The following is a 24021-nucleotide window of genomic DNA, read 5'->3' as shown; positions in this document are numbered from 1 at the left end:
CCATGCTGCTGCGTTTTACCAAAATGCACGGCCTGGGCAACGACTTCATGGTCCTCGACCTGGTCAGCCAGCACGCGCACATTCAGCCCAAACACGCCAAGCAATGGGGCGACCGCCACACCGGTATCGGTTTCGACCAGTTGCTGATCGTCGAAGCGCCGAGCAACCCGGATGTGGATTTCCGCTACCGGATCTTCAACTCCGACGGTTCGGAAGTGGAGCAGTGCGGCAACGGTGCGCGCTGCTTCGCCCGCTTCGTGCTCGACAAGCGTCTGACCGCCAAACGGCAGATCCGCGTCGAGACCAAGGGCGGCATCATTGAACTGGACGTGCGTAACGACGGCCAGATCGGCGTGAACATGGGCGCGCCGCGCCTGGTGCCGGCAGACATTCCATTCCAGGCGCCGGCCCAGGCCAGCAGCTATCCGCTGGAAGTCGATGGCACCACGGTCGAACTGGCCGCCGTGTCGATGGGCAATCCCCATGCGGTCATTCGCGTGGACGACATCAACAGCGCACCGGTGCATGAACTGGGGCCGAAGATCGAACACCACCCGCGCTTTCCGGCGCGGGTCAATGTCGGCTTCCTTCAGGTCATCGACCGCCATCGCGCGCAACTGCGTGTTTGGGAACGCGGCGCCGGGGAAACCCAGGCCTGCGGCACCGGCGCCTGTGCGGCGGCGGTGGCGGCCATCAGTCAGGGGTGGATGGATTCGCCGCTGTTGATCGACCTGCCCGGCGGGCGTCTGTCCATCGAGTGGGCCGGCCCGGGCGAACCGGTGTTGATGACCGGTCCGGCAGTGCGTGTATACGAAGGACAAGTGCGTCTTTGAGCGAGCAGAAATCATGACCGACAAGCCACAGGTACCCGCCCGACCAGCCGACGAATCAGCGTCCGAGAGCCTCGAGGCAGCCGCGGTTGCCGCCTACCTGGAGGCTCATCCGGACTTTTTCGTCGAGCACGAAGAGCTGCTGCCGTCGTTGCGCATCCCGCACCGACGCGGCGACACCGTGTCGCTGGTCGAGCGGCAGATGACCATCCTGCGCGACCGCAATATCGAGATGCGCCATCGCCTTTCGCATCTGATGGACGTGGCTCGTGACAACGATCGCCTGTTTGAAAAAACCCGCCGCCTGATTCTCGCGCTGATGGATGCATCGACCCTGGAAGACGTGGTCATCAGCGTTGAGGACAGCCTGCGTCAGGATTTCCAGGTGCCTTTCGTCAGCCTTATCCTGCTCGGCGACAACCCCGCACCGGTCGGCCGCTGGGTGACTCACGCCGACGCGCAAACCGCGATCGGCGGCCTGCTCACCGAAGGCAAAAGCGTCAGCGGCAGCCTCCGTGAACATGAGCTGGATTTCCTCTTCGGCGAAGAACAGCGCCAGCAGATCGGCTCGACCGCCGTGGTTGCCATCAGCCATCAGGGCATTCACGGTATTCTGGCCATCGCCAGCCGCGACCCGCAGCATTACAAGAGTTCGGTCGGCACCCTGTTCCTGAGCTACATCGCCGAGGTCATGGGCCGTGTGCTGCCACGAGTCAACAGCTCGCTGCGCTCGGTACGCTGACCATGGAACGACAACTGGACGCTTACTGCGAACATCTGCGCAGTGAGCGACAGGTGTCGCCGCACACCCTGTCGGCTTATCGCCGCGACCTCGATAAAGTCCTTGGCTGGTGCATCAAGCAGAACATCGGCAGCTGGGCCGCGCTGGATATCCAGCGCCTGCGCAGCCTGATTGCCCGGTTGCATGCGCAAGGCCAGTCCTCGCGCAGCCTCGCCCGCCTGCTCTCGGCGGTGCGCGGGCTCTATCACTATTTGAATCGCGAAGGCCTGTGCGACCACGACCCGGCCACTGGCCTGGCCCCACCGAAAGGCGAACGACGCCTGCCGAAAACCCTTGATACCGATCGCGCATTGCAGCTGCTGGAAGGTGCGGTCGAGGACGATTTTCTCGCCCGGCGCGATCAGGCGATTCTGGAGCTTTTCTATTCCTCTGGCCTGCGCCTGTCCGAGCTGACCGGGCTCAATCTCGATCAACTCGATCTCGCCGACGGCATGGTTCAGGTGCTCGGCAAGGGCAGCAAGACCCGGCTGCTGCCAGTCGGCGCCAAGGCCCGCGAAGCCCTCGAACACTGGTTGCCGCTACGCGCAATGACCAACCCGGCAGACGATGCCGTATTTGTCAGCCAGCAGGGCCGACGCCTTGGCCCGCGCGCGATTCAGGTGCGGGTCAAACTGGCTGGCGAGCGCGAACTGGGGCAGAACCTGCACCCGCACATGCTCCGGCACTCCTTCGCCAGCCATTTGCTCGAGTCCTCGCAGGATCTGCGCGCGGTGCAGGAATTGCTCGGCCACTCCGATATCAAAACCACACAGATCTATACCCACCTCGACTTCCAGCATCTGGCGGCGGTCTACGACAGCGCCCATCCCCGGGCCAAACGCATGAAAGGCGATGATTCATGAGCATTCAGTTGATCACCTTCGACCTCGACGACACCCTGTGGGACACCGCTCCGGTGATCGCCAGCGCCGAAACCGTGTTGCGCGAATGGCTGAGCGAGCATGCGTCGAACCTGGGCGCGGTGCCGGTGGAGCATTTATGGTCGATTCGCGAGCGTGTGCTGGCGGGCGAACCGGGACTCAAGCACCGCATCAGCGCGCTGCGTCGACGCGTGCTGTTCCATGCGCTGGAAGAAGCCGGATATGCCCACGGCGAGGCGTCGGATCTGGCTGACAAGGCTTTTGAAGTGTTCCTGCATGCGCGGCATCAGATCGAAGTGTTCCCGGAGGTCGAGCCGCTGCTGGAGCTGCTCGCCAATCATTACGCCCTCGGCGTGGTCACCAATGGCAATGCCGACGTGCGTCGGCTGGGGCTGGCGGATTACTTCAAGTTCGCCTTGTGCGCCGAAGACATCGGCATCGCCAAACCGGATGCGCGGCTGTTTCATGAAGCGTTGCAGCGCGGCGGTGTGGGTGCTGAAGCGGCGGTGCATGTCGGCGATCATCCCGGCGATGACATCGCCGGGGCGCAGCAGGCGGGGTTGCGCGCGGTGTGGTTCAACCCGACAGGCAAGGTCTGGGAGGCGGAGCACTTGCCGGATGCGGAAATTCGCAGCCTGACCGAATTGCCCGTCGTGCTCTCGCGCTGGAATGCCACCTCGAAATAATCCACAAACCCTGTGGGAGCGAGCCTGCTCGCGAATGCGGTGTGTCATCCAACATGTATGTCGGCTGACATGCCCTCTTCGCGAGCAGGCTCGCTCCCACAGGGGACTGCATTTGTTTTCAACGCATTTATTCCAGGCATAAAAAAGCCCGCAGCGACGGCGGGCTTTTTCAGCAAGCGAGCGACGCGCCTCAGATAGGGCGGCTGCCGTACTTGTTATCCGGCTTCTTGGGCGGATCGGCGACCACGTTGGCCTCCACTTCCTGCACCTTGCCGCCGCGCGCAAGGAATTCTTCCATGGCCTTGGCCAGGGCGTCGCGCTCCTTGTTCTTGGCTTCGATGCTCGGCAACTCGTCGACCGAGACCGCAGCCTTGGCTTTGCCTTTGGCAGCCGGGGCCGGCGTGTCGTCACCGCCATCGTCTTCGGTAACGTCTTCCGCTGCCGCTTCCAGGCCTTCCTCGGCCTCGTCTTCGTCGCCTACTTCGAGGTCGTCGTTTTCCAGATCATCGTCGCTCATGTTCTACCTCATGACTTGCCAAAAGCAGATTAGTTATAGACCAGCTTTGGCGGCTGTCGAAGCCGCCGTTGAAAAATCTTCTGCCGCTGCCCGGCAGCGGCTCATGCCTGTTCACCGTGCAAGGTGGCGAGGACTTTACGGGCACCGCCATGATCACGGTGCTCGCCCAGATAAATCCCTTGCCAGGTACCCAGTGCCAGCCGCCCTGCCGCAACCGGCAGACTGACCTGGCAACCGAGCACGCTGGCCTTGAAGTGCGCCGGGAGATCATCCGGGCCTTCGTCGTTGTGCTCGTAGCCGTCTGTTCCTTGTGGGATCAGACGATTGAAAAATCGTTCGAAGTCGCGACGAACTGCCGGATCGGCGTTCTCGTTGATGGTCAACGATGCCGACGTGTGCTGCAGCCACAAATGCAACAGACCGACCCGACAGGCCTTGAGTTCAGGCAAGCCTGCGAGCAACTCGTCCGTCACCAGATGAAAGCCCCGGGGCCTTGCCCGCAGGGTTATCAGAGTCTGTTGCCACATACAGTTCTCCGCTCGTTCGGGGCGCATTCTAGCGTGCTCTGAAAAAAAACAAAGGCCCTAATATTCCTGCAGCGATGTAAGCGATTGCCCGCAGAAAAAGCCTCGTCGTAAAGACGACCAAAGCCGTAAGAAAAATCCTTTCAGCCGCACCTTGAATGACAAATCCCGGACAAAAAAATGCCCGGCGAACCGGGCAGTTTTTTTATCGCGCGTACTTACAGGTTGTAGCCGCGTTCGTTGTGTTGTGCCAGATCGAGGCCGACCGACTCTTCTTCCTCGGTTACGCGCAGACCCATGACGGCGTCCAGCACCTTGAGGATGATGAAAGTCACGATCGCGGTGTAGATCACCGTGAAGCCGACGCCTTTGATCTGAATCCAGACCTGCGCGCCGATGTCAGTCACGGTGCCGAAGCCGCCCAGTGCCGGTGCGGCAAACACACCAGTGAGGATCGCGCCGAGGATACCGCCGATACCGTGCACGCCGAAGGCATCCAGGGAGTCGTCATAGCCGAGTTTGCGTTTCAGGGTGGTGGCGCAGAAGAAGCACACCACGCCTGCGGCCAGACCGATCACCAGTGCACCCATCGGGCCTACAGTGCCAGCGGCCGGAGTGATCGCGACCAGACCGGCGACCACACCCGAAGCAATGCCCAGTGCGCTTGGCTTGCCGTGGGTGACCCACTCGGCAAACATCCAGCCCAGTGCCGCAGCGGCAGTGGCGATCTGGGTAACCAGCATGGCCATACCGGCAGTGCCGTTGGCGGCTGCAGCGGAACCGGCGTTGAACCCGAACCAGCCGACCCACAGCATCGCCGCGCCCATCAGCGTGTAGCCGAGGTTATGCGGAGCCATCGGTGTGGTCGGGAAGCCTTTGCGCTTGCCCAGTACCAGGCACGCGACCAGACCGGCGATACCGGCGTTGATGTGCACCACGGTGCCGCCAGCGAAGTCGAGCACGCCCCAGTCCCACATCAGGCCGCCGTTACCGGACCAGACCATGTGCGCGATCGGTGCATAAACCAGCGTGAACCAGATGCCCATGAAAATCAGCATCGCGGAGAACTTCATACGCTCGGCGAACGCACCGACGATCAGCGCCGGGGTGATGATCGCGAAGGTCATCTGGAAGGTGATGAACACCGCCTCAGGGAACAGCGCCGCCGGGCCGGTGATGCTCGAAGGCGTGACACCAGCGAGGAACGCCTTGCCCATGCCGCCGAAGAACGAATTGAAGTTGACGACGCCCTGTTCCATGCCGGTGGTGTCGAAGGCAATGCTGTAGCCATAAATGACCCACAGGATGCTGATCAGGCCGGTAATGGCGAAGCACTGCATCAGCACGGAAAGAATGTTTTTCGAGCGAACCATACCGCCGTAGAACAGCGCCAGACCGGGGATGGTCATGAACAGCACGAGCGCTGTCGAGGTGAGCATCCAGGCGGTGTCGCCGGAATTGAGGACTGGCGCTGCCACTTCGTCTGCCGCCATGGCGATGCCGGGCATTACGATGGACAACAGGGCGCCTAGCCCTGCGAATTTACGCAGAGTCATATTGTTTTCTCCTGGGGCGTTGGGTTTGTGGCGGCGCTTAGATCGCGTCGGTATCGGTTTCGCCGGTACGGATGCGGATCGCCTGTTCCAGATTGACCACGAAGATCTTGCCGTCACCGATCTTGCCGGTGTTGGCCGCTTTGGTTATCGCCTCGATAACCCGATCCAGATCCTTGTCGTCGATGGCCACGTCGATTTTCACCTTGGGCAGAAAATCGACCACATATTCCGCGCCGCGATACAGCTCGGTGTGACCCTTCTGCCGGCCGAAGCCTTTGACTTCAGTGACGGTAATGCCCTGCACGCCGATTTCGGACAGCGACTCGCGCACGTCGTCCAACTTGAACGGCTTGATGATGGCAGTGACTAGCTTCATGAAACTCTCTCCCGAATTGGTGGACTTGCCCCAGGAAAACAAACCCGTCTCAAGTCTAAGCGCAGTGCCTGGCTTTGTAACGCATCGTTGACGCCAGCTAACCGCATCAGACGAAACTCCCCGCTTCGTCTGCCGCACTGCATTCGTCACAGCGACTGCATCAGTGCATGGGTCGAGGGTGACTAAGCAGAAACCTTGCCAGCTCGGCAAAAACCCTGCATTTCAATCGCTTGGCCCCTGTTGCACGCGCTCGGGCAGAAAAGCTTTTGCCGATACGCACAACAACGGTGCGCCACCGTCCGTCCCCCTGCGCGAAAAGCGTGCATCCGTGCAACGGGATTGACTATAGACACTGCGTGATACACTGCCGGCCATTGTTTCCAGGACATTTCCCATGCTCGCGCCCAAAGACTTCCTCGACGCCCTGAGCGGCACCGCCTCCCGCCTCTTCAACGGCGACACCCCGCTGCCGAAAGCCGAAATCGAAAGCCAGTTCAAAATGCTGCTGCAAAGTGCCTTCAGCAAACTCGATCTGGTCAGCCGGGAAGAGTTCGATAGTCAGATGGTAGTGCTGGCGCGTACTCGCGCCCGCCTCGAAAGCCTCGAAGCCAAGGTTGCCGAGATGGAAGCGAAGCTGACACCGCCCGCTGAATAATTCGCGTCCCCTGTAGGAGCTGCCGAAGGCTGCGATCTTTTGATCTTCAGCCCTTGAACCATCCCCGCAACGTCCTACAACCTCAATGACCGCCGTCCGATTGCGCCAAAAAGCCCAGGTTTCTAAGCTCATCTGATACTGAATGTTCAGCAGAGGGTTGGGCGACCCGGGCAGGGCCATGGTGGAAAAGGGCTTCGCGGATGCTGCAATCGCTATGAGCCCGCATGCCGGAGCTGGGCTCTGCGCAAATCGTAAGTCGACTGAAGATTCATCCAGAACTCAGGCGTAGTGTTGAGCTGAATGGCGAGGCTGATTGCCAGATCGGCGCAGATCCTGAGCTGGCATTTCACAAGCTTTTCGATCTCACTTTCGGGCCAGTTGGTGGGCATGGCCAGTTCCATGACGGCCATGCCCAACGGCTCCATGAATTACTTATTCAGAACCTCGCCCGGATGAATCGGGCGCATACCATTGCGGTCCATTTTTCGCCTCCAGAGGCTGCGTTGAGTGGCCAACTGGAGCATCCGACTCCCGGATACAAGACCTTCACACCCCTTTCGCCAGCGTCCTACACATATTAGGGCATGGCTCTACAAACATCAGCGTCTGCGCCTGATTCCGTGAGCTCTTCGCTGTGATTAGGCTGGTGGCTTTCGCCTGCGCTGGTCGATCCTATTCGTCGAGTTCCAGGCGATACACATTGATCGCCAGACACTCTGGTTCTGGATCCCTCTTGTCTGATTTGCTCAAGCTCAAAGAAAACACGCTGGTTCAGCATCCAGATGGTGGTTACATCTTTGGCACGATCCCCGATATGCCAAAATTCGGCTTGCCAGGCGGGAAGATTTATCTGCGGGTAGGTATTCACCGTCGAGCGAATAGTGGTTTTGGCGTAGTGCACATTTGGGAAGCCCATAGTGCCGATTTGCTCAAGCATGGTTGCCAGACTGCCGATGGGGTAGCAGCGATTGTTGCGAAAATGATCGTCCCGGGGGCGCAAATCTATTGTGAGTTCAAAGAACAACGATGTGGAAACAGGGTCGCGGTACTGAGGACATCTATGGGAACACTGATTCTTGAACCGCGACACGAGCGCGCCACAGGATTTGGTTACTTCGTGGTGACTTGGTACCCGCAAAAACGTGCACATGGCACGTTAGTGGGGCAGATACCACGAGCACCACCAAATCAGAAATAAAAAAAGGCGTCCGATGGACGCCTTTTAAGTATTTTTTGAGGAGTAGTCGCAGCGATTCTTTAGCTCCTGGCTTTACGGCCTTGGGTTCAGAATCCGACAGGCTAGCCCGTCGTCACTACTTCAGAGAAACCAGCTTTCTCTGCTGCCAAAAATGCGGGGGAGCTTTTGCTGGTGCCCAGTCCCGACGAATGCGCAGTTGCAGTCCTCGAATGGGATGATCCTTCAATGCCGTGCGAGAGTCAACGCTCTAATTCAGGCAAGCAGTGACAGCCCATCGGGTCTGGATACGTCTTGTAAACCTCTATTTCAGCACCGAAACCCGGCTCAACTACCCTTCAAAAACCCGCAGGAAGCGGCTCCCCGATTCAGCTCAAGGAACGACCATGTCCCTCTCCATTGTCCACAGTCGCGCCCAGATTGGCGTGGAAGCCCCCGCTGTTACCGTCGAAGTCCATCTGGCCAACGGTCTGCCGTCGCTGACCATGGTCGGCCTGCCTGAAGCGGCGGTGAAGGAGAGCAAGGATCGCGTACGCAGCGCGATCATCAATTCCGGACTGCAATTTCCGGCGCGGCGGATCACCTTGAATCTGGCGCCGGCGGACCTGCCCAAGGATGGCGGGCGGTTTGATCTGGCGATTGCCTTGGGGATTCTGTCGGCGAGTGTGCAGGTGCCCTGCCTGACCCTGGACGAGGTGGAATGTCTGGGTGAGTTGGCGCTGTCGGGTGCCGTGCGGCCGGTGCGTGGTGTGCTGCCGGCGGCACTGGCGGCGCGCAAGGCCGGGCGGGCGCTGGTGGTGCCTCGAGCGAATGCAGAAGAGGCGTGCCTGGCATCCGGGCTCAAGGTGTTTGCGGTCGATCATTTGCTGGAAGCGGTGGCGCATTTCAATGGGCACACGCCGGTCGAGCCTTACGTTTCCGATGGTTTGATGCACGCTGCCAAGCCCTATCCCGACCTCAACGAAGTGCAGGGTCAAACAGCCGCAAAGCGCGCACTGCTGATTGCCGCAGCGGGAGCTCACAATTTGTTGTTCAGCGGGCCACCGGGAACCGGCAAGACATTACTGGCCAGTCGTCTGCCGGGTTTGCTGCCGCCGCTTTCCGAATGCGAGGCGCTGGAAGTGGCAGCGATTCAATCGGTCGCCAGCGGGGTTCCCTTGACTCACTGGCCGCAGCGGCCGTTCAGGCAACCGCACCATTCGGCTTCAGGGCCGGCATTGGTCGGTGGCAGCTCGAAACCGCAACCCGGCGAGATCACCCTCGCCCACCATGGCGTGCTGTTTCTCGATGAGTTGCCGGAGTTTGATCGCAAGGTGTTGGAAGTTTTACGCGAGCCTTTGGAGTCGGGACATATCGTCATCGCGCGGGCCAAGGATCGCGTACGTTTCCCCGCGCGATTTCAATTGGTTGCCGCGATGAATCCGTGTCCCTGTGGATATCTTGGCGAACCCAGCGGCAAATGCTCGTGCACACCGGATATGGTCCAACGCTATCGCAACAAGTTGTCAGGGCCGCTGCTGGATCGTATCGATCTGCACCTGACCGTGGCGCGGGAGGCAACCGCGTTGAATCCGGCAGCCAAGCCCGGCGAAAACAGCGCCAGCGCTGCGGCTTTGGTGGCCGAGGCTCGCGAACGACAGCAGAAGCGTCAGGGCTGTGCCAATGCGTTTCTCGATCTGCCGGGATTGAAGCGGCACTGCAAGTTATCCACAGCCGATGAGACATGGCTGGAATCAGCCTGTGAACGGCTGACGCTTTCGCTGCGCTCGGCCCATCGCCTGCTCAAGGTCGCCCGCACTCTGGCAGACCTCGAGCAAGTCGATGCAATCAAGCGCGAACACTTGGCCGAGGCACTGCAATACCGGCCGGCGACACCTTAATGCTCGGTCAGATCAACCAGCGGTGCTTGGCGCACTTCAGTATCGCGCCCGGCCTGAATTTCAGTCACGCGCTTGAGGGCCTTGTCCACCGCCCCTTTGTCGGCCAGCAGGCTGTAGCTGATCTGGAACTGTTTATGTTCTTTCGGCGCAATGGTCGGCACCAGATTCAACGGCCGCTGATAGCGACGGTTGTAGGAAAAACTGGTTCCCGGCTCCAGCCCGGTGACGTAGCCCTGCCCTTGGGTGTCGGTGTTTTTCCACAGCGAAAACACTGGCAACTGCTGGGTATTGAAGCCAACCGCAACGCCGAGGCTACCGGCCTTGTTGTGCAGCACGGTCAGGGTGTCACCCTTGGCGTCCGCATACGGCACGACGTTGTAGACAGTTTCGTCGTAGTCCTTGGTTGGCGCGCGATAGGTCTGCCAGTCGGGCAGGTCACCCTTGGCCTTGTCGTTGAACGGCGATACCTGCTTCACCGGCGCAGCGAATTTTGCCCCTTGCTCAAGAAACGGCGTGCTGAAATTGCTGTGATACAGCGCCTGATATTCCTTCGCATAGTCGCCGTTGTTGGTCAGAGTGTCGTTAAGGGCGAAGCTTGCGCTGCCCGGTTCGGTGACCAGTTCGGTCGCTACCGAGAAATCGACTTTCTTGAATGCCTGCTCTTTCAGCTCGCCACGCAGCGTGATGGCATACGGCGGCTTCTCGTCGATGTGCAAAGTGACGGTGCTGGCCGGGATGTTGGCGGCGCGACCGTGCAGGGTCAGCAGTTCGCCGTTGTCCATGCCGGGATGGCCAACCCACTCGTAACCGCAACGGGTGACCAGCTCATTGAAGCCTTCCAGCCAGCCCAGACCACCGCGACCGTTGAGTTCGATGAACGCTGGGTTGACCACGTCCTTGACCGGCGAATCCCAGCCCATGCGCACGTCGCCCACCGAAGCCTGCAACACGTTCATGCCACGGGTTGGCACCACCGAGAGTTTCATCGTGCCGTTATCGATGTCGACGATGCTGACGCCCTCCTGACGACCGCCATGCAGAGTACGCAAGGTCACGGAAAACGGTTTGGCGGTTTTTACACCGAGTTGCTCGCTGGTGATCGTCCGGTTTTTTGCCGGAGTGTTGGCGTCGAGCAGGACATAGTCCCAGGCCATGGCATGAGAAGCGGCAGAGAATGCGCCGAGGGCGACGAGGAGTTTGAGCGGGGTCATGGCAGCAGCCTTTATTGGAGTTGTGCCATTTTTATAGCGCTGCGGAAACGTTTCAGCAAGTGCAAAGAAGCGGTGGGAGAAAAGCATTCGCGAGCAGGCTCGCTCCCACAGGGACATCGGGCCTTCACAATATTTGTGAATTACGCCGACTACTGTGGGAGCGAGCCTGCTCGCGATAGCTGTTTCAAAGATGCATCAACGGAAGCGGTCAACCTCGGAACGCAGATCCGCCGCCAGCTTCTCCAGCTCTTTCGCGGTGACAGCCAGGTTCGACACCACCTCACGCTGCTCGCTGTTGGCCAAGGCGATGCTCTGCAAATTGCTGCTCAGCAACGTCGCAGTGCTGCTTTGTTCCTGAGTGGCGGTGGTGATCGCAGCAAACTGCTGGCCTGCCGAACGGCTCTGCTCGTCAATCCGCGCCAGCGCCGAGGCGACATTGGCGTTGCGCGACAGGCCTTCCTGCATCAGCACGTTGCCCTGTTCCATAGTGCTGATCGCGTTGCCGGTTTCCTGTTGGATGCTGTGGATCATGCTGGAGATTTCATCGGTCGCCTGACGGGTACGCGAGGCGAGGCTGCGCACTTCGTCCGCGACCACGGCAAAACCGCGACCTTGTTCACCGGCACGAGCGGCTTCGATGGCAGCGTTGAGCGCCAACAGGTTGGTCTGCTCGGCGATCGAGGTGATCACACCGACAATGCCGCCGATTTCCTGAGAACGCTGCCCCAGCGTGTTGATCACGCTGGCGGTGCTGTTCAGCGCACCGGCGATCTGCTCCAGCGACGACGACGCTTCTTCCATCGAGCTTCGGCCGATCTGCGTTTGCTGAGCGTTTTCCTGCGCCAGGCGCTGGGTCGCGCCCATGTTGTCGGCGATGTTCAACGACGTCGCGCTGAACTCTTCCACGGCGCCGGCCATGCTGGTGATTTCGCCCGACTGTTGCTCCATGCCCTCATACGCACCGCCGGACAAACCGGACAGCGCCTGCGCACGGCTGTTGACCTCTTCCGAAGCGCGGCGGATGTGCTCGACCATGGTCGACAGCGCCTGGCTCATCTGGTTGAACGCGCGGGACAGCTGTCCGATTTCATCGTGGCTCGATACGTTCAGACGCACGCTCAGATCACCAGCACCCAAGGCCTCAGCCTGACGCACCAGATCGCCCAGCGGCGCGAGTTTGCTGCGCAGCAGCCAGACTACGGAACCGACCGCGAGCAACATCGCCAGCAGGCTGCCGATCGCCAGTTGCGTACCGACGCTCCAGGTCACCGCGCGGATCTCGGCTTTCGGCATGCTCGCCACCACCGACCACGGGCCACCTTCGAACGGCACGGCGATGCTGTAGAAGTCCTCGCCCTTGTCGCTCCAGAACTCACCCTTGCCCGGGGTTTTGACGAGGTTGTTAATGGTCGGGGCGGCTTGATCCAGGTTTTCGACGCCGGCAATCGGCACCAGCCATTTGTTCTGCTCGTCGAGGAGCGCCAGCGAGCCGGTCTTGCCAATGCGGAAGCGCTTGAGATTGGCGAACTGCGCGTTCTGCGCGTCGGTGTAATCGAAACCTACGTACAACACGGCGATGATCTTGCCGCCCGCATCGCGCACCGGTGTGTACTGCGACATGTAGTAGCGCTCGAACAGCAGCGAGCGACCGACATAACTCTGCCCCGCCATCAACTTCGCGTAGGCCGGGTTGGCATGATCGAGCACGGTGCCGATGGCACGGGTGCCGTCCTGCTTGCTGACGTTGGTGCTGACGCGAATGAAGTCTTCGCCGCTGCGCACGAATACCGTAGCCACGCCGGCAGTCATCTGCTTGAACTCGTCAACTTCCTTGAAGTTGTTGTTCAGCACTTCGTTGCCCAGATGCAGACCCGGGGTCTGCACGCCGGCCACGGTCACTGGCTGATCAGGGTGCACACTCAGGCCACTGCCGAAGCGTTTTTCGAACAGACCGCTCAGGCGCAGGGTGCTTTCGCGCAGCGTACCGTGGAAGGTACTCAGCTGATCGGCCAGCAGCCGGGCCTCACTGGCCAGATGCTCTTCACGGGTGGCGAGGTTGGCGGAATCCAGCGAACGCAAGGCGAACACCGTACTGCCGCTGATGACTATCGCCAGTATCACAGCAAGGGCAAGACCCAGCTGCGAGGCGATCCGAGCACGAGGTTGAGACATGAACAGCTCCTGGCCGAGCCACCGAATCCTCCTTGATCGCGGTAATTGCCCGGAAAATATTCTAATAGTGGGGTGTAACGCGGAACCGGCACGACGGTTCCACATGCTCGTAGTCGGCGGTAAAACCGAATACTTGAGCGGATTGCGTGGGTATGGCGCAGTAGTGGCATTGTGCCGGCTCGAACGTTTCAGCTCAAGCGCTCTACCGCCGGCAATTGCATGGCGCGGACTTCGCCTTGGAGAAAATCGCTGAGGCGGCGCAAACGTTCACCTCCCGGGCGCGGCTTTGGCCAGACCAGGTAATAATTCAGGCCACTGGCGACGGCCGTTGGCCACGGCAGGCTCAAGCGCCCCTGCGCAACATCTTCGGCAACCATCAACAGATCACCCATCGAAACGCCGTAACCGCGCGCCGCGGCGATCATGCCCAGCTCCAGCGTATCGAACACTTGCCCACCCTTGAGCGAGACCTGATCGGACAGGCCCATGCGCTCCAGCCAACTGCGCCAGTCACGGCGATCCGGGGTCGGGTGCAGCAGTTCGGCGGTCGCCAGACGCGCTACGTCCCAAGGTTGATCATTGAGCAGGTTCGGCGCGCCGACCGGGATCAATTCCTCGGGAAACAGCAGGCTCGCTTCCCAGTCCGGCGGGAAATGCCCGTCACTGAGCAACACCGCGCAATCGAACGGTTCGTTGTTGAAGTCCACCGAATCGATATCCATCCATGCGCTGGTCAATTGCACCTCATTGCCCGGCTGCAAATGGCGGAAGCGACTCAACCGCGCCAGCAGCCAACGCATGGTCAGGGTAGATGGCGCTTTCATGCGCAGGATGTCGTCCTCGGCACGCAAGGTATTGCAGGCGCGCTCAAGGGCGGCGAAGCCTTCGCGGATTCCGGGTAGCAGCAGCCGTGCCGATTCGGTCAGTTGCAGGTTGCGCCCGCTGCGATGAAACAGCCGGCAGGCGAAGTGTTCTTCAAGGGTGCGCATGTGCCGACTGACCGCGCTCTGGGTGATCGACAATTCTTCCGCCGCGCGGGTGAACGAGCTGTGTCGCGCTGCCGCTTCGAATGCGCGCAGGGCATACAACGGCGGAAGGCGTCGGGACATACAAAAAGCTCCAGTAGCGGGGATGTAGCCAATTCGGCGGGTACGTTTCAGGATGAGTATTAATCATGCCACCCATCCTTTTTATCCCTTTGTGCAAAGCCTGCCAAGCGCCGAGAATCGACGCTCTTCTGCTTCCTCTGATATTTGGGTGGTGATGACCATGCAGCATCCTGTGCGTACCGAACTCTGGGCCATCCTGCGGCTGGCGGGGCCGCTGATTGCTTCGCAGTTGGCGCACATGCTGATGGTGCTGACCGATACCCTGATGATGGCGCGCCTCAGTCCCGAAGCGCTGGCCGGTGGCGGCCTCGGTGCGGCGAGCTACTCGTTCGTGTCGATTTTCTGCATCGGCGTGATTGCAGCGGTCGGCACACTGGTGGCGATCCGTCAGGGTGCCGGCGACATCATCGGCGCGGCGCGGCTGACGCAGGCCGGGTTGTGGCTGGCGTGGCTGATGGCCCTCGGCGCCGGGCTGCTGATGTGGAACCTCAAACCTGTGTTGCTGCTGTTTGGCCAGACCGAAACCAACGTCAACGCCGCCGGGCAATTCCTCATCGCCCTGCCTTTCGCCCTGCCCGGTTATCTGAGCTTCATGGCTCTGCGCGGCTTTACCAGTGCAATCGGCCGGGCGACGCCAGTGATGGTCATCAGCCTCGCCGGCACGGTGGCCAACTTCCTGCTCAACTACGCGCTGATCACCGGCATGTTCGGCCTGCCGCAACTGGGTCTGACCGGCATCGGTCTGGTCACGGCGATTGTCGCCAACTGCATGGCACTGGCGCTGGCCTGGCATATCCGCCGGCATCCGGCCTATGACGCTTATCCGTTGCGCGCCGGTCTGTCGCGGCCGAACCGGAAATACCTGAAAGAACTCTGGCGCCTGGGCCTGCCGATTGGCGGCACCTATGCGGTGGAAGTCGGGCTGTTTGCCTTTGCCGCGTTGTGCATGGGCACCATGGGCAGTACGCAAATGGGTGCGCATCAGATCGCCCTGCAGATCGTGTCGGTGGCCTTCATGGTCCCGGCCGGGATGTCCTATGCCATCACCATGCGCGTCGGCCAACACTACGGCGCCGGGCAACTGGTCGATGCACGGATGTCCGGGCGTGTCGGTATCGCTTTCGGCGCCGTGGTGATGCTCGGCTTCGCCCTGGTGTTCTGGCTGTGGCCGAACCAGTTGGTCGGCCTGTTCCTGGACCATAATGACCCGGCGTTTGCCGAGGTGATCCGTCTGGCGGTGAGCCTGCTGGCCGTAGCGGCGTGGTTCGAGCTGTTCGACGGCACGCAGACGATTGCCATGGGCTGTATTCGCGGGCTCAAGGATGCCAAAACCACATTTCTGGTCGGACTGGCTTGCTATTGGCTGATTGGCGCACCGGCGGCGTGGTGGATGGCGTTCCATTTGAACTGGGGGCCGACGGGCGTCTGGTGGGGATTGGCGCTGGGCCTGGCGTGTGCGGCGGTGAGTTTGACGCTGGCATTCGAATGGAAGATGCAGCGGATGATTCGGCGCGAGCCGCAAGCTCAAGGTTTCAACATCCCCCAGGCCGAATGAGGGTTTCCTTTGTGGGAGCGAGCCTGCTCGCGAAGACCGAGTGTCAGGCCCAGATCATCCAGCTGACATAACGCCTTCGCGAGCAGGCTCGCTCCCACGGGGATTTGCGCCGGCCGCAACAATTGTGATCAACCGACGATTTCCAGGGCCGGCTGCTGGTTCGATCCAGACGTCAGATATTCCACCAGCTCATCCAACGGCAACGGCCGGCTGATCAGATAACCCTGCACCTGATCGCAGCCGAACCCGCGCAACAACTCCAGTTGCTCCGGCGTCTCGACGCCCTCGGCGACCACTTCCAGATGCAGGTTGTGCGCGAGGTTGATCATCGCGTGCACCAGTTTGCGGTTCTCTTCGCGCTGTTCCATGCCGCCGACAAAACTCTTGTCGATCTTCAGCAAGGTGATGGGCAGGCTGTTGAGGTGCACGAACGACGAAAACCCGGTGCCGAAATCGTCCAGGGAGAAGCGCACACCGAGGCGGCCGAGCGCATCCATGGTCTGTTTGACCAGATCGCTGCGCCGCATTACCGCGGTTTCGGTCAGTTCGAATTCCAGCCACTGCGCCTCGACGCCGCGCTCGGCAATCAGACGGCTGAGTGTCGGCAGCAACTGGCTGTCCTGAAACTGGCGGAACGACAGGTTGATCGCCATGTGCAGCGCCGGCAGACCCTGCTCGCGCAAAGCCTGCATGTCGCGCAAGGCGCGAGAAATCACCCAGTAACCCAATGGCACGATCAGACCGCTCTGCTCGGCCAGCGGGACGAACTCGCTCGGTGGCAACAGACCGCGCTCGCCATGACGCCAGCGCACCAGCGCTTCGAGGCCGACAATCTGGCCGTCCTCAAGATTCAGGCGTGGCTGGTAATGCAGTTCCAGCTCATCGCGGCGCAAGGCCCGGCGCAGCTCGCTTTCGAGATCGGCCATGCTCCGCGCGTTGCGATTGATGCGTTCGTTGAAGATATGAAAGGTGCAGCCCTGCGTGCTCTTGGCCTGCTGCATGGCGATGTGCGCGTGCCACATCAATGGATCGGCGCCGCCATTGGCGCGGGCATGGGCGATGCCAAGGCTGGAGCCGATCAGCAGGCTCTCGCCGTCGACCCAATAAGGTTCGGCCAACGCCTCAGTGATGCGTTCGGCCATCCACTCGGCGCGTTGCGGCGCGCGGCGGGTATCGATCAGCAGAGCGAATTCATCGCTGCCCAGCCGTGCCAGTTGATCGCCGGCCTCCAGCTGACTTTTCAGCCGCGCGACGACTTGCAGGATCAAGCGATCGCCGGCCTGATGCCCGAGGGCGTCGTTGGCATGGCGAAAATTGTCGAGATCAAGATGGCCGAGGGCGAGACCGCGCCCGTCGCCCTCGGCAAGACGCGCAGTAAGCAGGGTCTGAAAGCCCTGGCGATTGGCGATGCCAGTCAGCGGGTCCTGTTCGGCGAGGCGCTGAAGAGTGTTTTCCAGCACGCCGCGTTCGCGCACATGGCGCAGGCAACGCTGGAGCATGCCGGCGTCGAGGGCGTCGAATACCAGCCAGTCGCTGACACCGACCGGCGCGGTGGCCGGTTCGTGCTCCAGCAGCAGAACGGTCGGCAGGCTGCAACGCCCGGGCGCCGGTTGCAACGCTGGCAGGGTCAGCAGTACCGCGTGGCGGTTGTCTTCGAACAGGCGGCTGACCGAATCCCAGTTCGGCGCGCTGATCAGCACCGCCGCGCTCCCCATCGGAGCCAGACACTCACGCAACAACGCTGTCCACGCTGGCTCTTCGGCCAGTAGCAGCAAACGCAAGGGTTCGACAGGCGTAGACAAGCTGACTCCCTAGACTCTGCAATGATGTAGGCGGGGCATTATGCCGGTGTGCTGAACAATGACCAATGCGTTGTCTGATGACAACGGCATCGAAACGTTATTTTGTGTCACGAATGAGAACATTAGCCGCAAAATCCCCGCGTATCCTGCGTGAAAGTAACAAAACCGGCAAATTTGAATCGCGTGTTGCGTCACAAGTCGGACAGAGCAGCACAAATCGCTGAGCCTGTTAAAATGCCGGCCCATTTCGTCAACGACTCCCGAATTTTCGTATGTCCCGACTCAATCCCCGGCAGCAAGAAGCCGTGAACTACGTCGGCGGCCCTCTATTGGTGCTCGCCGGTGCTGGCTCCGGCAAGACCAGCGTGATCACGCGCAAGATCGCGCACCTGATCCAGAACTGCGGCATCCGCGCCCAGTACATCGTCGCCATGACCTTTACCAACAAGGCCGCGCGCGAAATGAAAGAGCGGGTCGGCACCCTGTTGCGTGCCGGCGAAGGGCGTGGCCTGACCGTCTGCACCTTCCACAACCTGGGCCTGAACATCATCCGCAAGGAGCATGCGCGGCTGGGCTACAAACCCGGTTTCTCGATCTTCGACGAGACCGACGTCAAAGCCCTGATGACCGACATCATGCAGAAGGAATACGCGGGCGACGACGGCGTCGACGAGATCAAGAACATGATCGGCGCCTGGAAAAACGACCTGATCCTGCCCGCCCAGGCCCTGGAAAACGCGCGCAATCCCAAGGAACAGACCGCCGCGATCGTCTACACCCACTACCAGCGCACGCTCAAGGCGTTCAACGCGGTGGACTTCGATGACCTGATCCTGCTGCCAGTAAAGCTCTTCGAAGAACACGCCGACATTCTCGAAAAGTGGCAGAACAAGGTCCGTTACCTGCTCGTCGACGAATACCAGGACACCAACGCCAGTCAGTATCTGTTGGTGAAGATGCTCATCGGCAAGCGCAACCAGTTCACCGTGGTGGGCGACGATGACCAGTCGATCTATGCCTGGCGTGGCGCGCGCCCGGAAAACCTGATGCTGCTCAAGGACGACTACCCGTCCTTGAAAGTGGTCATGCTCGAGCAGAACTACCGCTCCACCAGCCGCATCCTGCGCTGCGCCAACGTGCTGATCTCGAACAATCCGCACGAATTCGAAAAACAGTTGTGGAGCGAGATGGGCCACGGCGACGAGATCCGCGTGATCCGCTGCCGCAACGAGGACGCCGAAGCCGAGCGCGTGGCCATGGAAATCCTCAGCCTGCACTTGCGCACCGACCGCCCGTACAGCGATTTCGCCATTCTCTATCGCGGTAACTACCAGGCCAAGCTGATCGAATTGAAGCTGCAGCACCACCAAGTGCCGTATCGCCTGAGCGGCGGCAACAGCTTCTTCGGTCGTCAGGAAGTGAAGGACCTGATGGCCTACTTCCGCCTGATCGTCAATCCGGATGACGACAACGCCTTCCTGCGCGTGATCAACGTGCCGCGTCGCGAGATCGGCTCGACCACCCTGGAAAAGCTCGGCAACTACGCCACCGAACGCAAGATCTCGATGTACGCCGCCACCGACGAAATTGGCCTGGGCGAGCACCTGGACAGCCGCTTCACCGATCGCCTGGCGCGCTTCAAGCGCTTCATGGACAAGGTCCGCGAGCAGTGCGCCGGCGAAGATCCGATCTCTGCGCTGCGCAGCATGGTCATGGACATCGATTACGAGAACTGGCTGCGCACCAACAGCTCCAGCGACAAGGCGGCGGACTACCGCATGGGCAACGTCTGGTTCCTGATCGAGGCGTTGAAAAACACCCTCGAGAAAGACGAAGACGGCGAAATGACCGTCGAGGACGCCATCGGCAAACTGGTGCTGCGTGACATGCTTGAGCGCCAGCAGGAAGAAGAGGACGGTGCCGAAGGTGTGCAGATGATGACGCTGCATGCGTCCAAAGGGCTGGAATTTCCTTACGTGTTCATCATGGGCATGGAAGAGGAAATCCTCCCGCACCGTTCCAGCATCGAAGCCGACACCATCGAAGAAGAGCGTCGCCTGGCCTACGTGGGCATCACCCGCGCCCGCCAGACCCTGGCCTTCACCTTCGCAGCCAAGCGCAAGCAGTACGGCGAAATCATCGACTGCGCGCCGAGCCGCTTCCTCGATGAACTGCCGCCGGACGATCTGGCTTGGGAAGGCAACGACGACACCCCGACTGAAGTCAAAGCCGTGCGTGGCAATAGCGCATTGGCCGATATACGCGCGATGTTAAAGCGCTAGAATCGACTACTTTTTAATCTACCTTCGGCGCCCATCGCGCCAACAGAGGAAGCTGTTGTGGAAGCACTGCACAAAAAAATCCGCGAAGAAGGCATCGTGCTTTCCGATCAGGTCCTGAAAGTCGACGCTTTCCTGAACCACCAGATCGACCCGGCCCTGATGAAGCTGATCGGTGACGAATTCGCCGCGCTCTTCAAGGATTCCGGGATCACCAAGATCGTCACCATCGAAGCTTCGGGCATCGCCCCGGCGATCATGACCGGTCTGAACCTCGGCGTGCCGGTGATCTTCGCCCGCAAGCAACAGTCGCTGACCCTGACTGAAAACCTGCTCTCGGCGACCGTCTACTCGTTCACCAAGAAGACCGAAAGCACCGTGGCCATTTCCCCGCGCCACCTGACCAGCAGCGACCGCGTGCTGATCATCGACGACTTCCTGGCCAACGGTAAGGCCTCGCAAGCGCTGATCTCGATCATCAAACAGGCCGGCGCCACCGTTGCCGGTCTGGGCATCGTCATCGAGAAGTCGTTCCAGGGCGGCCGCGCCGAACTGGACTCGCAGGGCTACCGCGTTGAGTCCCTGGCCCGGGTGCAATCGCTGAAGGATGGCGTCGTTACCTTCATCGAGTAACCAGCGGCACCGAGTTTCCCCTGTGGGAGCGAGCCTGCTCGCGAATGCATTGTGTCAGTCACCCTGTTGAGTGAATGACACACCGCTTTCGCGAGCAGGCTCGCTCCCACAGTGGGTTCTGGTGTGGGCAGTTATTGCGCGGTAGCTTTGAGGCCTGTGAGCAGCAGGCGTTGGAAAAGGTCCTCCTTCAGGCCCTCCGGATTGGTCAGCTGCATCCGCTCAAGGTGTTCCGGGAACGTTGAGGCCTCCGGCGCATCCAGCGCTGCCTTGCCCAATTCCAGAATCTCCGTCAGCTTGAACTTGCTCTTCAGCCAGTTCAGCGCCCGCAGCAGATCCCGTTCGATCACAGTGAAATCACAGCCCAGCGGATACTCCGGAAACAGGTTCGGATGTCGCGCGGCAATCGCCTGCAAGCGTTGCGGTGTGTTATCGGCAAACCGTGGATCGATACGGAAATCCTTTGGCAGCTTGCCGACTTTCTGCGCCTGTTCGATCAGCCCCGGCTGGAAGCGCGAATCGCTGATATTGAGCAGCGCTTCAATCACCGCCGCGTCGGACTTACCGCGCAGGTCGGCGATGCCGTACTCGGTGACGACGATGTCGCGCAGGTGCCGCGGGATCGTGCAGTGGCCGTAGTCCCAGACGATATTGGAATTGACCTCGCCGCCGGACTCGCGCCAGCTGCGCAGGATCAACATCGATCTCGCGCCTTCCAGTGCGTGGCCCTGAGCAACAAAGTTGTACTGCCCACCGACACCGCTGAGCACGCGTCCGTCTGCCAATTGATCAGCCACGCCGGCGCCGAGCAGAGTCATGGTGAACACGGTGTTGATGAAGCGCGCATCGATGCGCTGCAAGCGCTTGAGCTCTTCCTGGCCGTACAGCTCGTTGATGTAGCTGATACGGGTCATGTTGAATTCCAGCAGCTTGCTTTGCGGCAACTCGCGCAGCCGCTCATAGAAACTGCGCGGGCCAAGGAAGAAGCCGCCGTGCACCGAGATACCGTCAGGCTGTGCCGCTTCATCTAGGCTGCCGGCGTTGGCCTGCTCTTGGGTCGGCACATCCGGATAGACCTTGCGCCGGATGATCCCGGCATCCGCCAAAACCAGCAGCCCGTTGACGAACATCTCGCTGCAACCGTAGAGGCCTTTGGCAAATGGCGCGGTGCCGCCCTCGCGCTGAATCAATTGCGCCCATTGGCTGAGGTTGATGTCATCGAGCAACGCCTGATAACCGGCGTTATCGGCCTGACGGGCAAGCAACGCGGCGGTCAGGGCATCACCCATCGAACCGATGCCAATCTGCAACGTGCCGCCATCGCGCACCAGCGCACTGGCGTGCAAACCAATGAAATGATCCTGAAAGCCCACCGGCATATTCGGCGTGGAAAACAGCGTGCTGCTGTCCTTTTCGTCGATCAGCAGATCAAACGTGTCGATATCGACTTCCGCATCGCCGGGCATGTACGGCAGATCCGTATGGACCTGGCCGACCAGCACAATGGTCTCCCCCGCCTCGCGGCGCTTGGCGATCATCGGCAACAGGTCGAGGGTGATGTCCGGGTTGCAGCTCAGACTCAGACGATCGGGATGCTCACTGTTGCTGGCCAGCAGTTGCGCCACAAGGTTCAGGCCCGCCGCATTGATGTCGCGGGCGGCATGGCTGTAATTACTGCTGACGTAATCCTGCTGCGCCGGCGCGCTGTTGAGCAGACTGCCAGGCTGCATGAAAAACTGCTGGATACGGATGTTGGCGGGCAGACTGTCGCGCTGCAGATCGGCGAGAAAATCAAACTCCGGATAATCACCAAACACCCGCTCTACAAAGGGCTCGATAAAGCGCTTCTGCAAGCCATCGCCCAGATTCGGCCGACCGAGGCACAGCGCGGTATAGATCGTCAGCTGCCGCTCGGGCAGCTCCTTGATGCGCCGGTATAGCGCGTTAACGAAGTGATTCGGCTTGCCCAACCCCAGCGGCAGGCCCATGTGGATGTGCGCAGGCAAACGCGCCAGCACATCGTCCACCGCCTGTTCGATCGAACACAACTGCACCATCTGAAGCCTCCCGCCCGTTCTGTTGATAGGGGTAGACCGAGATTGCCTTGAGTTTGCTGCAAAGGACAGTGTTTGGTTTGGAGGGATCAGGGCCTGAATGAATCGGAAACCAGAAACCACAGACACAAAAAAACCGTCCGAAGACGGTTTTTTTTCAAAGCCGGCGCTGATTACAGACCGGACATCTCTTTGATCGCGCCCTTGAGCTCTTCATCGGAGCAATCGGCGCAGGTGCCTTTTGGCGGCATGGCGTTGATGCCGGTGATGGCCTTGGCGAGGATGCCGTCCAGACCACCCTGATGATCGGCCCGTTCCTTCCAGGCTGCCTTGTCGCCGATCTTCGGCGCGCCGAGCAGGCCCGTGCCGTGACAAGCGTTGCAGTGCTTGGCGATCACGTCTTTAGGGGCCTTTGCTCCCCCGCCACCGCCAGCGGTAGCAGCCACTTCCATACCCTTGCATTCCTGCCCTTGAACACACACCTGGCCGACGGGCTCGAGGCGTTTGGCGATGTCGTCATTTGTCGCAGCTTGAGCGCTGACAGCCCAGAGGGCCAGTACGGTTGCTGGTGCAGCCAGCATTTTCATAATTAGGTTCACGCGTTCACCCTCAATGGTGGCTATTCACGCCTGCGGCCACGGTTCGCAGGCGGGCGCAAGTATAGCGGGTAGGCCGCTGTACTGAAACAACCCCATGGTTAGAGGGGTCTTGTTGCCCATCGGTAAAACGGTTCGGGGGCCTTTGCCATATTGGCCTGGCGCCCTCTGCTTAGAAATTCGCCGGCGTGGCTGCGCTGATTAGTCGCGCCGGCACGTCGAACGGGTTACGGAAACGATGCGGCTTGGTACTTTCAAAATAGTAGCTGTCGCCGGCTTCGAGGATAAAAGTTTCCAGACCCACCACCAGTTCGAGGCGGCCTTCGACCAGAATTCCGGTTTCCTCGCCCTCGTGGGTGAGCATTTCTTCGCCAGTGTCGGCGCCCGGCGGATAGATTTCGTTGAGGAAGGCGATGGCGCGGCTCGGGTGGGCGCGGCCGACCAGTTTCATGGTCACGGCGCCGTCGGAGATGTCGATCAGCTCATTGGCCTTGTAGACGATCTGGGTCGGCTGGTCCTGCAGGATCTCTTCGGAAAAGAACTCGACCATCGACATGGGAATGCCGCCGAGCACCTTTCTCAGCGAACTGATCGATGGGCTGACGCTGTTCTTTTCGATCATCGAAATGGTGCTGTTGGTGACGCCCGCGCGTTTGGCGAGTTCACGCTGGGAAAGCCCTTTGAGCTTGCGGATCGATTGCAGTCGTTCACCGACGTCCAAGGCGGGAGCCT

The 24021-nt window shown here is 60.6% G+C and carries 22 protein-coding genes; 10 read left to right on the top strand and 12 right to left on the bottom strand.

Features of this window, described 5'->3' with window-relative positions:
* Positions 1 to 2: 2 nt before the first annotated feature.
* Genes dapF through J2Y39_RS16440 form a run of 4 tightly spaced genes read left to right on the top strand, consistent with a single transcriptional unit; the run spans position 3 to position 3178 of the window.
* Positions 3 to 833: a diaminopimelate epimerase gene (dapF, locus tag J2Y39_RS16455; RefSeq protein WP_056791632.1), complete on the top strand. Its 831-nt coding sequence runs from the start codon at positions 3 to 5 to the stop codon at positions 831 to 833.
* A 13-nt stretch (positions 834 to 846) separates the two neighbouring features.
* A complete protein-coding gene (locus tag J2Y39_RS16450; protein WP_041476935.1) occupies positions 847 to 1572 on the top strand; it encodes a DUF484 family protein in 726 nt (241 codons plus the stop codon).
* 2 nt (positions 1573 to 1574) lie between these two features.
* The gene (gene xerC / locus J2Y39_RS16445) at positions 1575 to 2474 is read left to right on the top strand and encodes a tyrosine recombinase XerC (protein ID WP_095181255.1); all 900 of its coding nucleotides are present in this window, start codon (positions 1575 to 1577) and stop codon (positions 2472 to 2474) included.
* Positions 2471 to 3178 carry an HAD-IA family hydrolase gene (locus J2Y39_RS16440; protein ID WP_310218776.1) on the top strand — a complete coding sequence of 236 codons (708 nt, stop codon included), beginning with the start codon at positions 2471 to 2473 and terminating at the stop codon, positions 3176 to 3178. Before xerC ends, J2Y39_RS16440 begins: the two co-directional genes overlap by 4 nt.
* A gap of 190 nt (positions 3179 to 3368) precedes the next feature.
* Here the strand turns inward: J2Y39_RS16440 and sutA are convergent, their stop codons facing one another.
* The 4 genes from sutA to glnK form a co-directional block, all read right to left on the bottom strand.
* A complete protein-coding gene (sutA, locus tag J2Y39_RS16430; RefSeq protein ID WP_056791627.1) occupies positions 3369 to 3695 on the bottom strand; it encodes a transcriptional regulator SutA in 327 nt (108 codons plus the stop codon).
* Positions 3696 to 3796: 101 nt separating this feature from the next.
* Positions 3797 to 4222 (bottom strand): secondary thiamine-phosphate synthase enzyme YjbQ, encoded by a 426-nt coding sequence (locus J2Y39_RS16425; RefSeq protein WP_110644492.1) that lies wholly within the window; start codon positions 4220 to 4222, stop codon positions 3797 to 3799.
* A gap of 215 nt (positions 4223 to 4437) precedes the next feature.
* Positions 4438 to 5775, bottom strand: a complete 1338-nt coding sequence (locus J2Y39_RS16420) for an ammonium transporter (RefSeq protein WP_041476939.1) — start codon at positions 5773 to 5775, stop codon at positions 4438 to 4440.
* Positions 5776 to 5812: 37 nt separating this feature from the next.
* Positions 5813 to 6151, bottom strand: a complete 339-nt coding sequence (glnK, locus tag J2Y39_RS16415) for a P-II family nitrogen regulator (protein WP_002555808.1) — start codon at positions 6149 to 6151, stop codon at positions 5813 to 5815.
* Positions 6152 to 6545: 394 nt separating this feature from the next.
* Here glnK and J2Y39_RS16410 point away from each other — a divergent pair, with 394 nt between their 5' ends.
* The gene (locus J2Y39_RS16410; RefSeq protein ID WP_008086041.1) at positions 6546 to 6806 is read left to right on the top strand and encodes an accessory factor UbiK family protein; all 261 of its coding nucleotides are present in this window, start codon (positions 6546 to 6548) and stop codon (positions 6804 to 6806) included.
* A 212-nt stretch (positions 6807 to 7018) separates the two neighbouring features.
* On the opposite strand, the gene J2Y39_RS16405 is transcribed toward J2Y39_RS16410, so the two are convergent.
* Positions 7019 to 7231: a HigA family addiction module antitoxin gene (locus tag J2Y39_RS16405; protein ID WP_258707337.1), complete on the bottom strand. Its 213-nt coding sequence runs from the start codon at positions 7229 to 7231 to the stop codon at positions 7019 to 7021.
* 308 nt (positions 7232 to 7539) lie between these two features.
* Between J2Y39_RS16405 and J2Y39_RS16400 the strand changes: the two genes are divergently transcribed.
* A complete protein-coding gene (locus J2Y39_RS16400) occupies positions 7540 to 8004 on the top strand; it encodes a hypothetical protein (RefSeq protein WP_082530345.1) in 465 nt (154 codons plus the stop codon).
* 383 nt (positions 8005 to 8387) lie between these two features.
* On the top strand, positions 8388 to 9881 hold the full coding sequence (locus tag J2Y39_RS16395) for a YifB family Mg chelatase-like AAA ATPase (RefSeq protein ID WP_095181251.1): 1494 nt from the start codon (positions 8388 to 8390) through the stop codon (positions 9879 to 9881).
* On the opposite strand, the gene J2Y39_RS16390 is transcribed toward J2Y39_RS16395, so the two are convergent.
* The 3 genes from J2Y39_RS16390 to J2Y39_RS16380 form a co-directional block, all read right to left on the bottom strand.
* On the bottom strand, positions 9878 to 11092 hold the full coding sequence (locus J2Y39_RS16390; protein WP_310218769.1) for an aldose 1-epimerase family protein: 1215 nt from the start codon (positions 11090 to 11092) through the stop codon (positions 9878 to 9880). The two genes, J2Y39_RS16395 and J2Y39_RS16390, sit on opposite strands and share 4 nt — an antisense overlap.
* 195 nt (positions 11093 to 11287) lie before the next feature.
* Positions 11288 to 13264 carry a methyl-accepting chemotaxis protein gene (locus J2Y39_RS16385; RefSeq protein ID WP_016772578.1) on the bottom strand — a complete coding sequence of 659 codons (1977 nt, stop codon included), beginning with the start codon at positions 13262 to 13264 and terminating at the stop codon, positions 11288 to 11290.
* Positions 13265 to 13452: 188 nt separating this feature from the next.
* Positions 13453 to 14373, bottom strand: coding sequence for a LysR substrate-binding domain-containing protein (locus J2Y39_RS16380; protein ID WP_024014781.1), 921 nt, complete (start codon positions 14371 to 14373; stop codon positions 13453 to 13455).
* 160 nt (positions 14374 to 14533) lie between these two features.
* Here J2Y39_RS16380 and J2Y39_RS16375 point away from each other — a divergent pair, with 160 nt between their 5' ends.
* Positions 14534 to 15928 (top strand): NorM family multidrug efflux MATE transporter, encoded by a 1395-nt coding sequence (locus tag J2Y39_RS16375; protein WP_252877102.1) that lies wholly within the window; start codon positions 14534 to 14536, stop codon positions 15926 to 15928.
* A 128-nt stretch (positions 15929 to 16056) separates the two neighbouring features.
* Here the strand turns inward: J2Y39_RS16375 and J2Y39_RS16370 are convergent, their stop codons facing one another.
* The gene (locus tag J2Y39_RS16370; RefSeq protein WP_041476648.1) at positions 16057 to 17730 is read right to left on the bottom strand and encodes a bifunctional diguanylate cyclase/phosphodiesterase; all 1674 of its coding nucleotides are present in this window, start codon (positions 17728 to 17730) and stop codon (positions 16057 to 16059) included.
* A 272-nt stretch (positions 17731 to 18002) separates the two neighbouring features.
* Here J2Y39_RS16370 and rep point away from each other — a divergent pair, with 272 nt between their 5' ends.
* Entirely contained in the window at positions 18003 to 20012 is a 2010-nt protein-coding gene (rep, locus tag J2Y39_RS16365) for a DNA helicase Rep (RefSeq protein WP_016772574.1), read from the top strand.
* Between the two features lie 57 nt (positions 20013 to 20069).
* Positions 20070 to 20642, top strand: a complete 573-nt coding sequence (locus tag J2Y39_RS16360) for a xanthine phosphoribosyltransferase (protein ID WP_016772573.1) — start codon at positions 20070 to 20072, stop codon at positions 20640 to 20642.
* 131 nt (positions 20643 to 20773) lie between these two features.
* Here the strand turns inward: J2Y39_RS16360 and J2Y39_RS16355 are convergent, their stop codons facing one another.
* The 3 genes from J2Y39_RS16355 to J2Y39_RS16345 form a co-directional block, all read right to left on the bottom strand.
* Entirely contained in the window at positions 20774 to 22696 is a 1923-nt protein-coding gene (locus tag J2Y39_RS16355; protein ID WP_310218767.1) for an acetyl-CoA hydrolase/transferase C-terminal domain-containing protein, read from the bottom strand.
* A gap of 170 nt (positions 22697 to 22866) precedes the next feature.
* Positions 22867 to 23280: a cytochrome c5 family protein gene (locus J2Y39_RS16350; RefSeq protein ID WP_039757383.1), complete on the bottom strand. Its 414-nt coding sequence runs from the start codon at positions 23278 to 23280 to the stop codon at positions 22867 to 22869.
* Positions 23281 to 23461: 181 nt separating this feature from the next.
* Positions 23462 to 24010 carry a cupin domain-containing protein gene (locus J2Y39_RS16345; protein WP_016772566.1) on the bottom strand — a complete coding sequence of 183 codons (549 nt, stop codon included), beginning with the start codon at positions 24008 to 24010 and terminating at the stop codon, positions 23462 to 23464.
* Positions 24011 to 24021 lie beyond the last annotated feature (11 nt).

The sequence above is a fragment of the Pseudomonas sp. 2957 genome, assembly GCF_031456345.1.
Taxonomy (GTDB): Bacteria; Pseudomonadota; Gammaproteobacteria; order Pseudomonadales; family Pseudomonadaceae; genus Aquipseudomonas; species Aquipseudomonas siliginis.
The sequence above is the reverse complement of the archived record's forward strand: the minus strand, read 5'-3'. Positions and strand labels throughout refer to the sequence as shown.

Bases quoted from the DNA above. Each gene is read 5' to 3' on its own strand.
- J2Y39_RS16420 (WP_041476939.1), bottom strand. From the start codon at position 5,775: ATGACTCTGCGTAAATTCGCAGGGCTAGGCGCCCTGTTGTCCATCGTA.
- J2Y39_RS16440 (WP_310218776.1), top strand. From the start codon at position 2,471: ATGAGCATTCAGTTGATCACCTTCGACCTCGACGACACCCTGTGGGAC.
- J2Y39_RS16410 (WP_008086041.1), top strand. From the start codon at position 6,546: ATGCTCGCGCCCAAAGACTTCCTCGACGCCCTGAGCGGCACCGCCTCC.
- J2Y39_RS16385 (WP_016772578.1), bottom strand. From the start codon at position 13,264: ATGTCTCAACCTCGTGCTCGGATCGCCTCGCAGCTGGGTCTTGCCCTT.
- J2Y39_RS16380 (WP_024014781.1), bottom strand. From the start codon at position 14,373: ATGTCCCGACGCCTTCCGCCGTTGTATGCCCTGCGCGCATTCGAAGCG.
- J2Y39_RS16405 (WP_258707337.1), bottom strand. From the start codon at position 7,231: ATGGAGCCGTTGGGCATGGCCGTCATGGAACTGGCCATGCCCACCAAC.
- J2Y39_RS16450 (WP_041476935.1), top strand. From the start codon at position 847: ATGACCGACAAGCCACAGGTACCCGCCCGACCAGCCGACGAATCAGCG.
- rep (WP_016772574.1), top strand. From the start codon at position 18,003: ATGTCCCGACTCAATCCCCGGCAGCAAGAAGCCGTGAACTACGTCGGC.
- J2Y39_RS16375 (WP_252877102.1), top strand. From the start codon at position 14,534: ATGCAGCATCCTGTGCGTACCGAACTCTGGGCCATCCTGCGGCTGGCG.
- J2Y39_RS16390 (WP_310218769.1), bottom strand. From the start codon at position 11,092: ATGACCCCGCTCAAACTCCTCGTCGCCCTCGGCGCATTCTCTGCCGCT.
- dapF (WP_056791632.1), top strand. From the start codon at position 3: ATGCTGCTGCGTTTTACCAAAATGCACGGCCTGGGCAACGACTTCATG.
- xerC (WP_095181255.1), top strand. From the start codon at position 1,575: ATGGAACGACAACTGGACGCTTACTGCGAACATCTGCGCAGTGAGCGA.
- J2Y39_RS16395 (WP_095181251.1), top strand. From the start codon at position 8,388: ATGTCCCTCTCCATTGTCCACAGTCGCGCCCAGATTGGCGTGGAAGCC.
- J2Y39_RS16350 (WP_039757383.1), bottom strand. From the start codon at position 23,280: ATGAAAATGCTGGCTGCACCAGCAACCGTACTGGCCCTCTGGGCTGTC.
- sutA (WP_056791627.1), bottom strand. From the start codon at position 3,695: ATGAGCGACGATGATCTGGAAAACGACGACCTCGAAGTAGGCGACGAA.
- glnK (WP_002555808.1), bottom strand. From the start codon at position 6,151: ATGAAGCTAGTCACTGCCATCATCAAGCCGTTCAAGTTGGACGACGTG.
- J2Y39_RS16355 (WP_310218767.1), bottom strand. From the start codon at position 22,696: ATGGTGCAGTTGTGTTCGATCGAACAGGCGGTGGACGATGTGCTGGCG.
- J2Y39_RS16425 (WP_110644492.1), bottom strand. From the start codon at position 4,222: ATGTGGCAACAGACTCTGATAACCCTGCGGGCAAGGCCCCGGGGCTTT.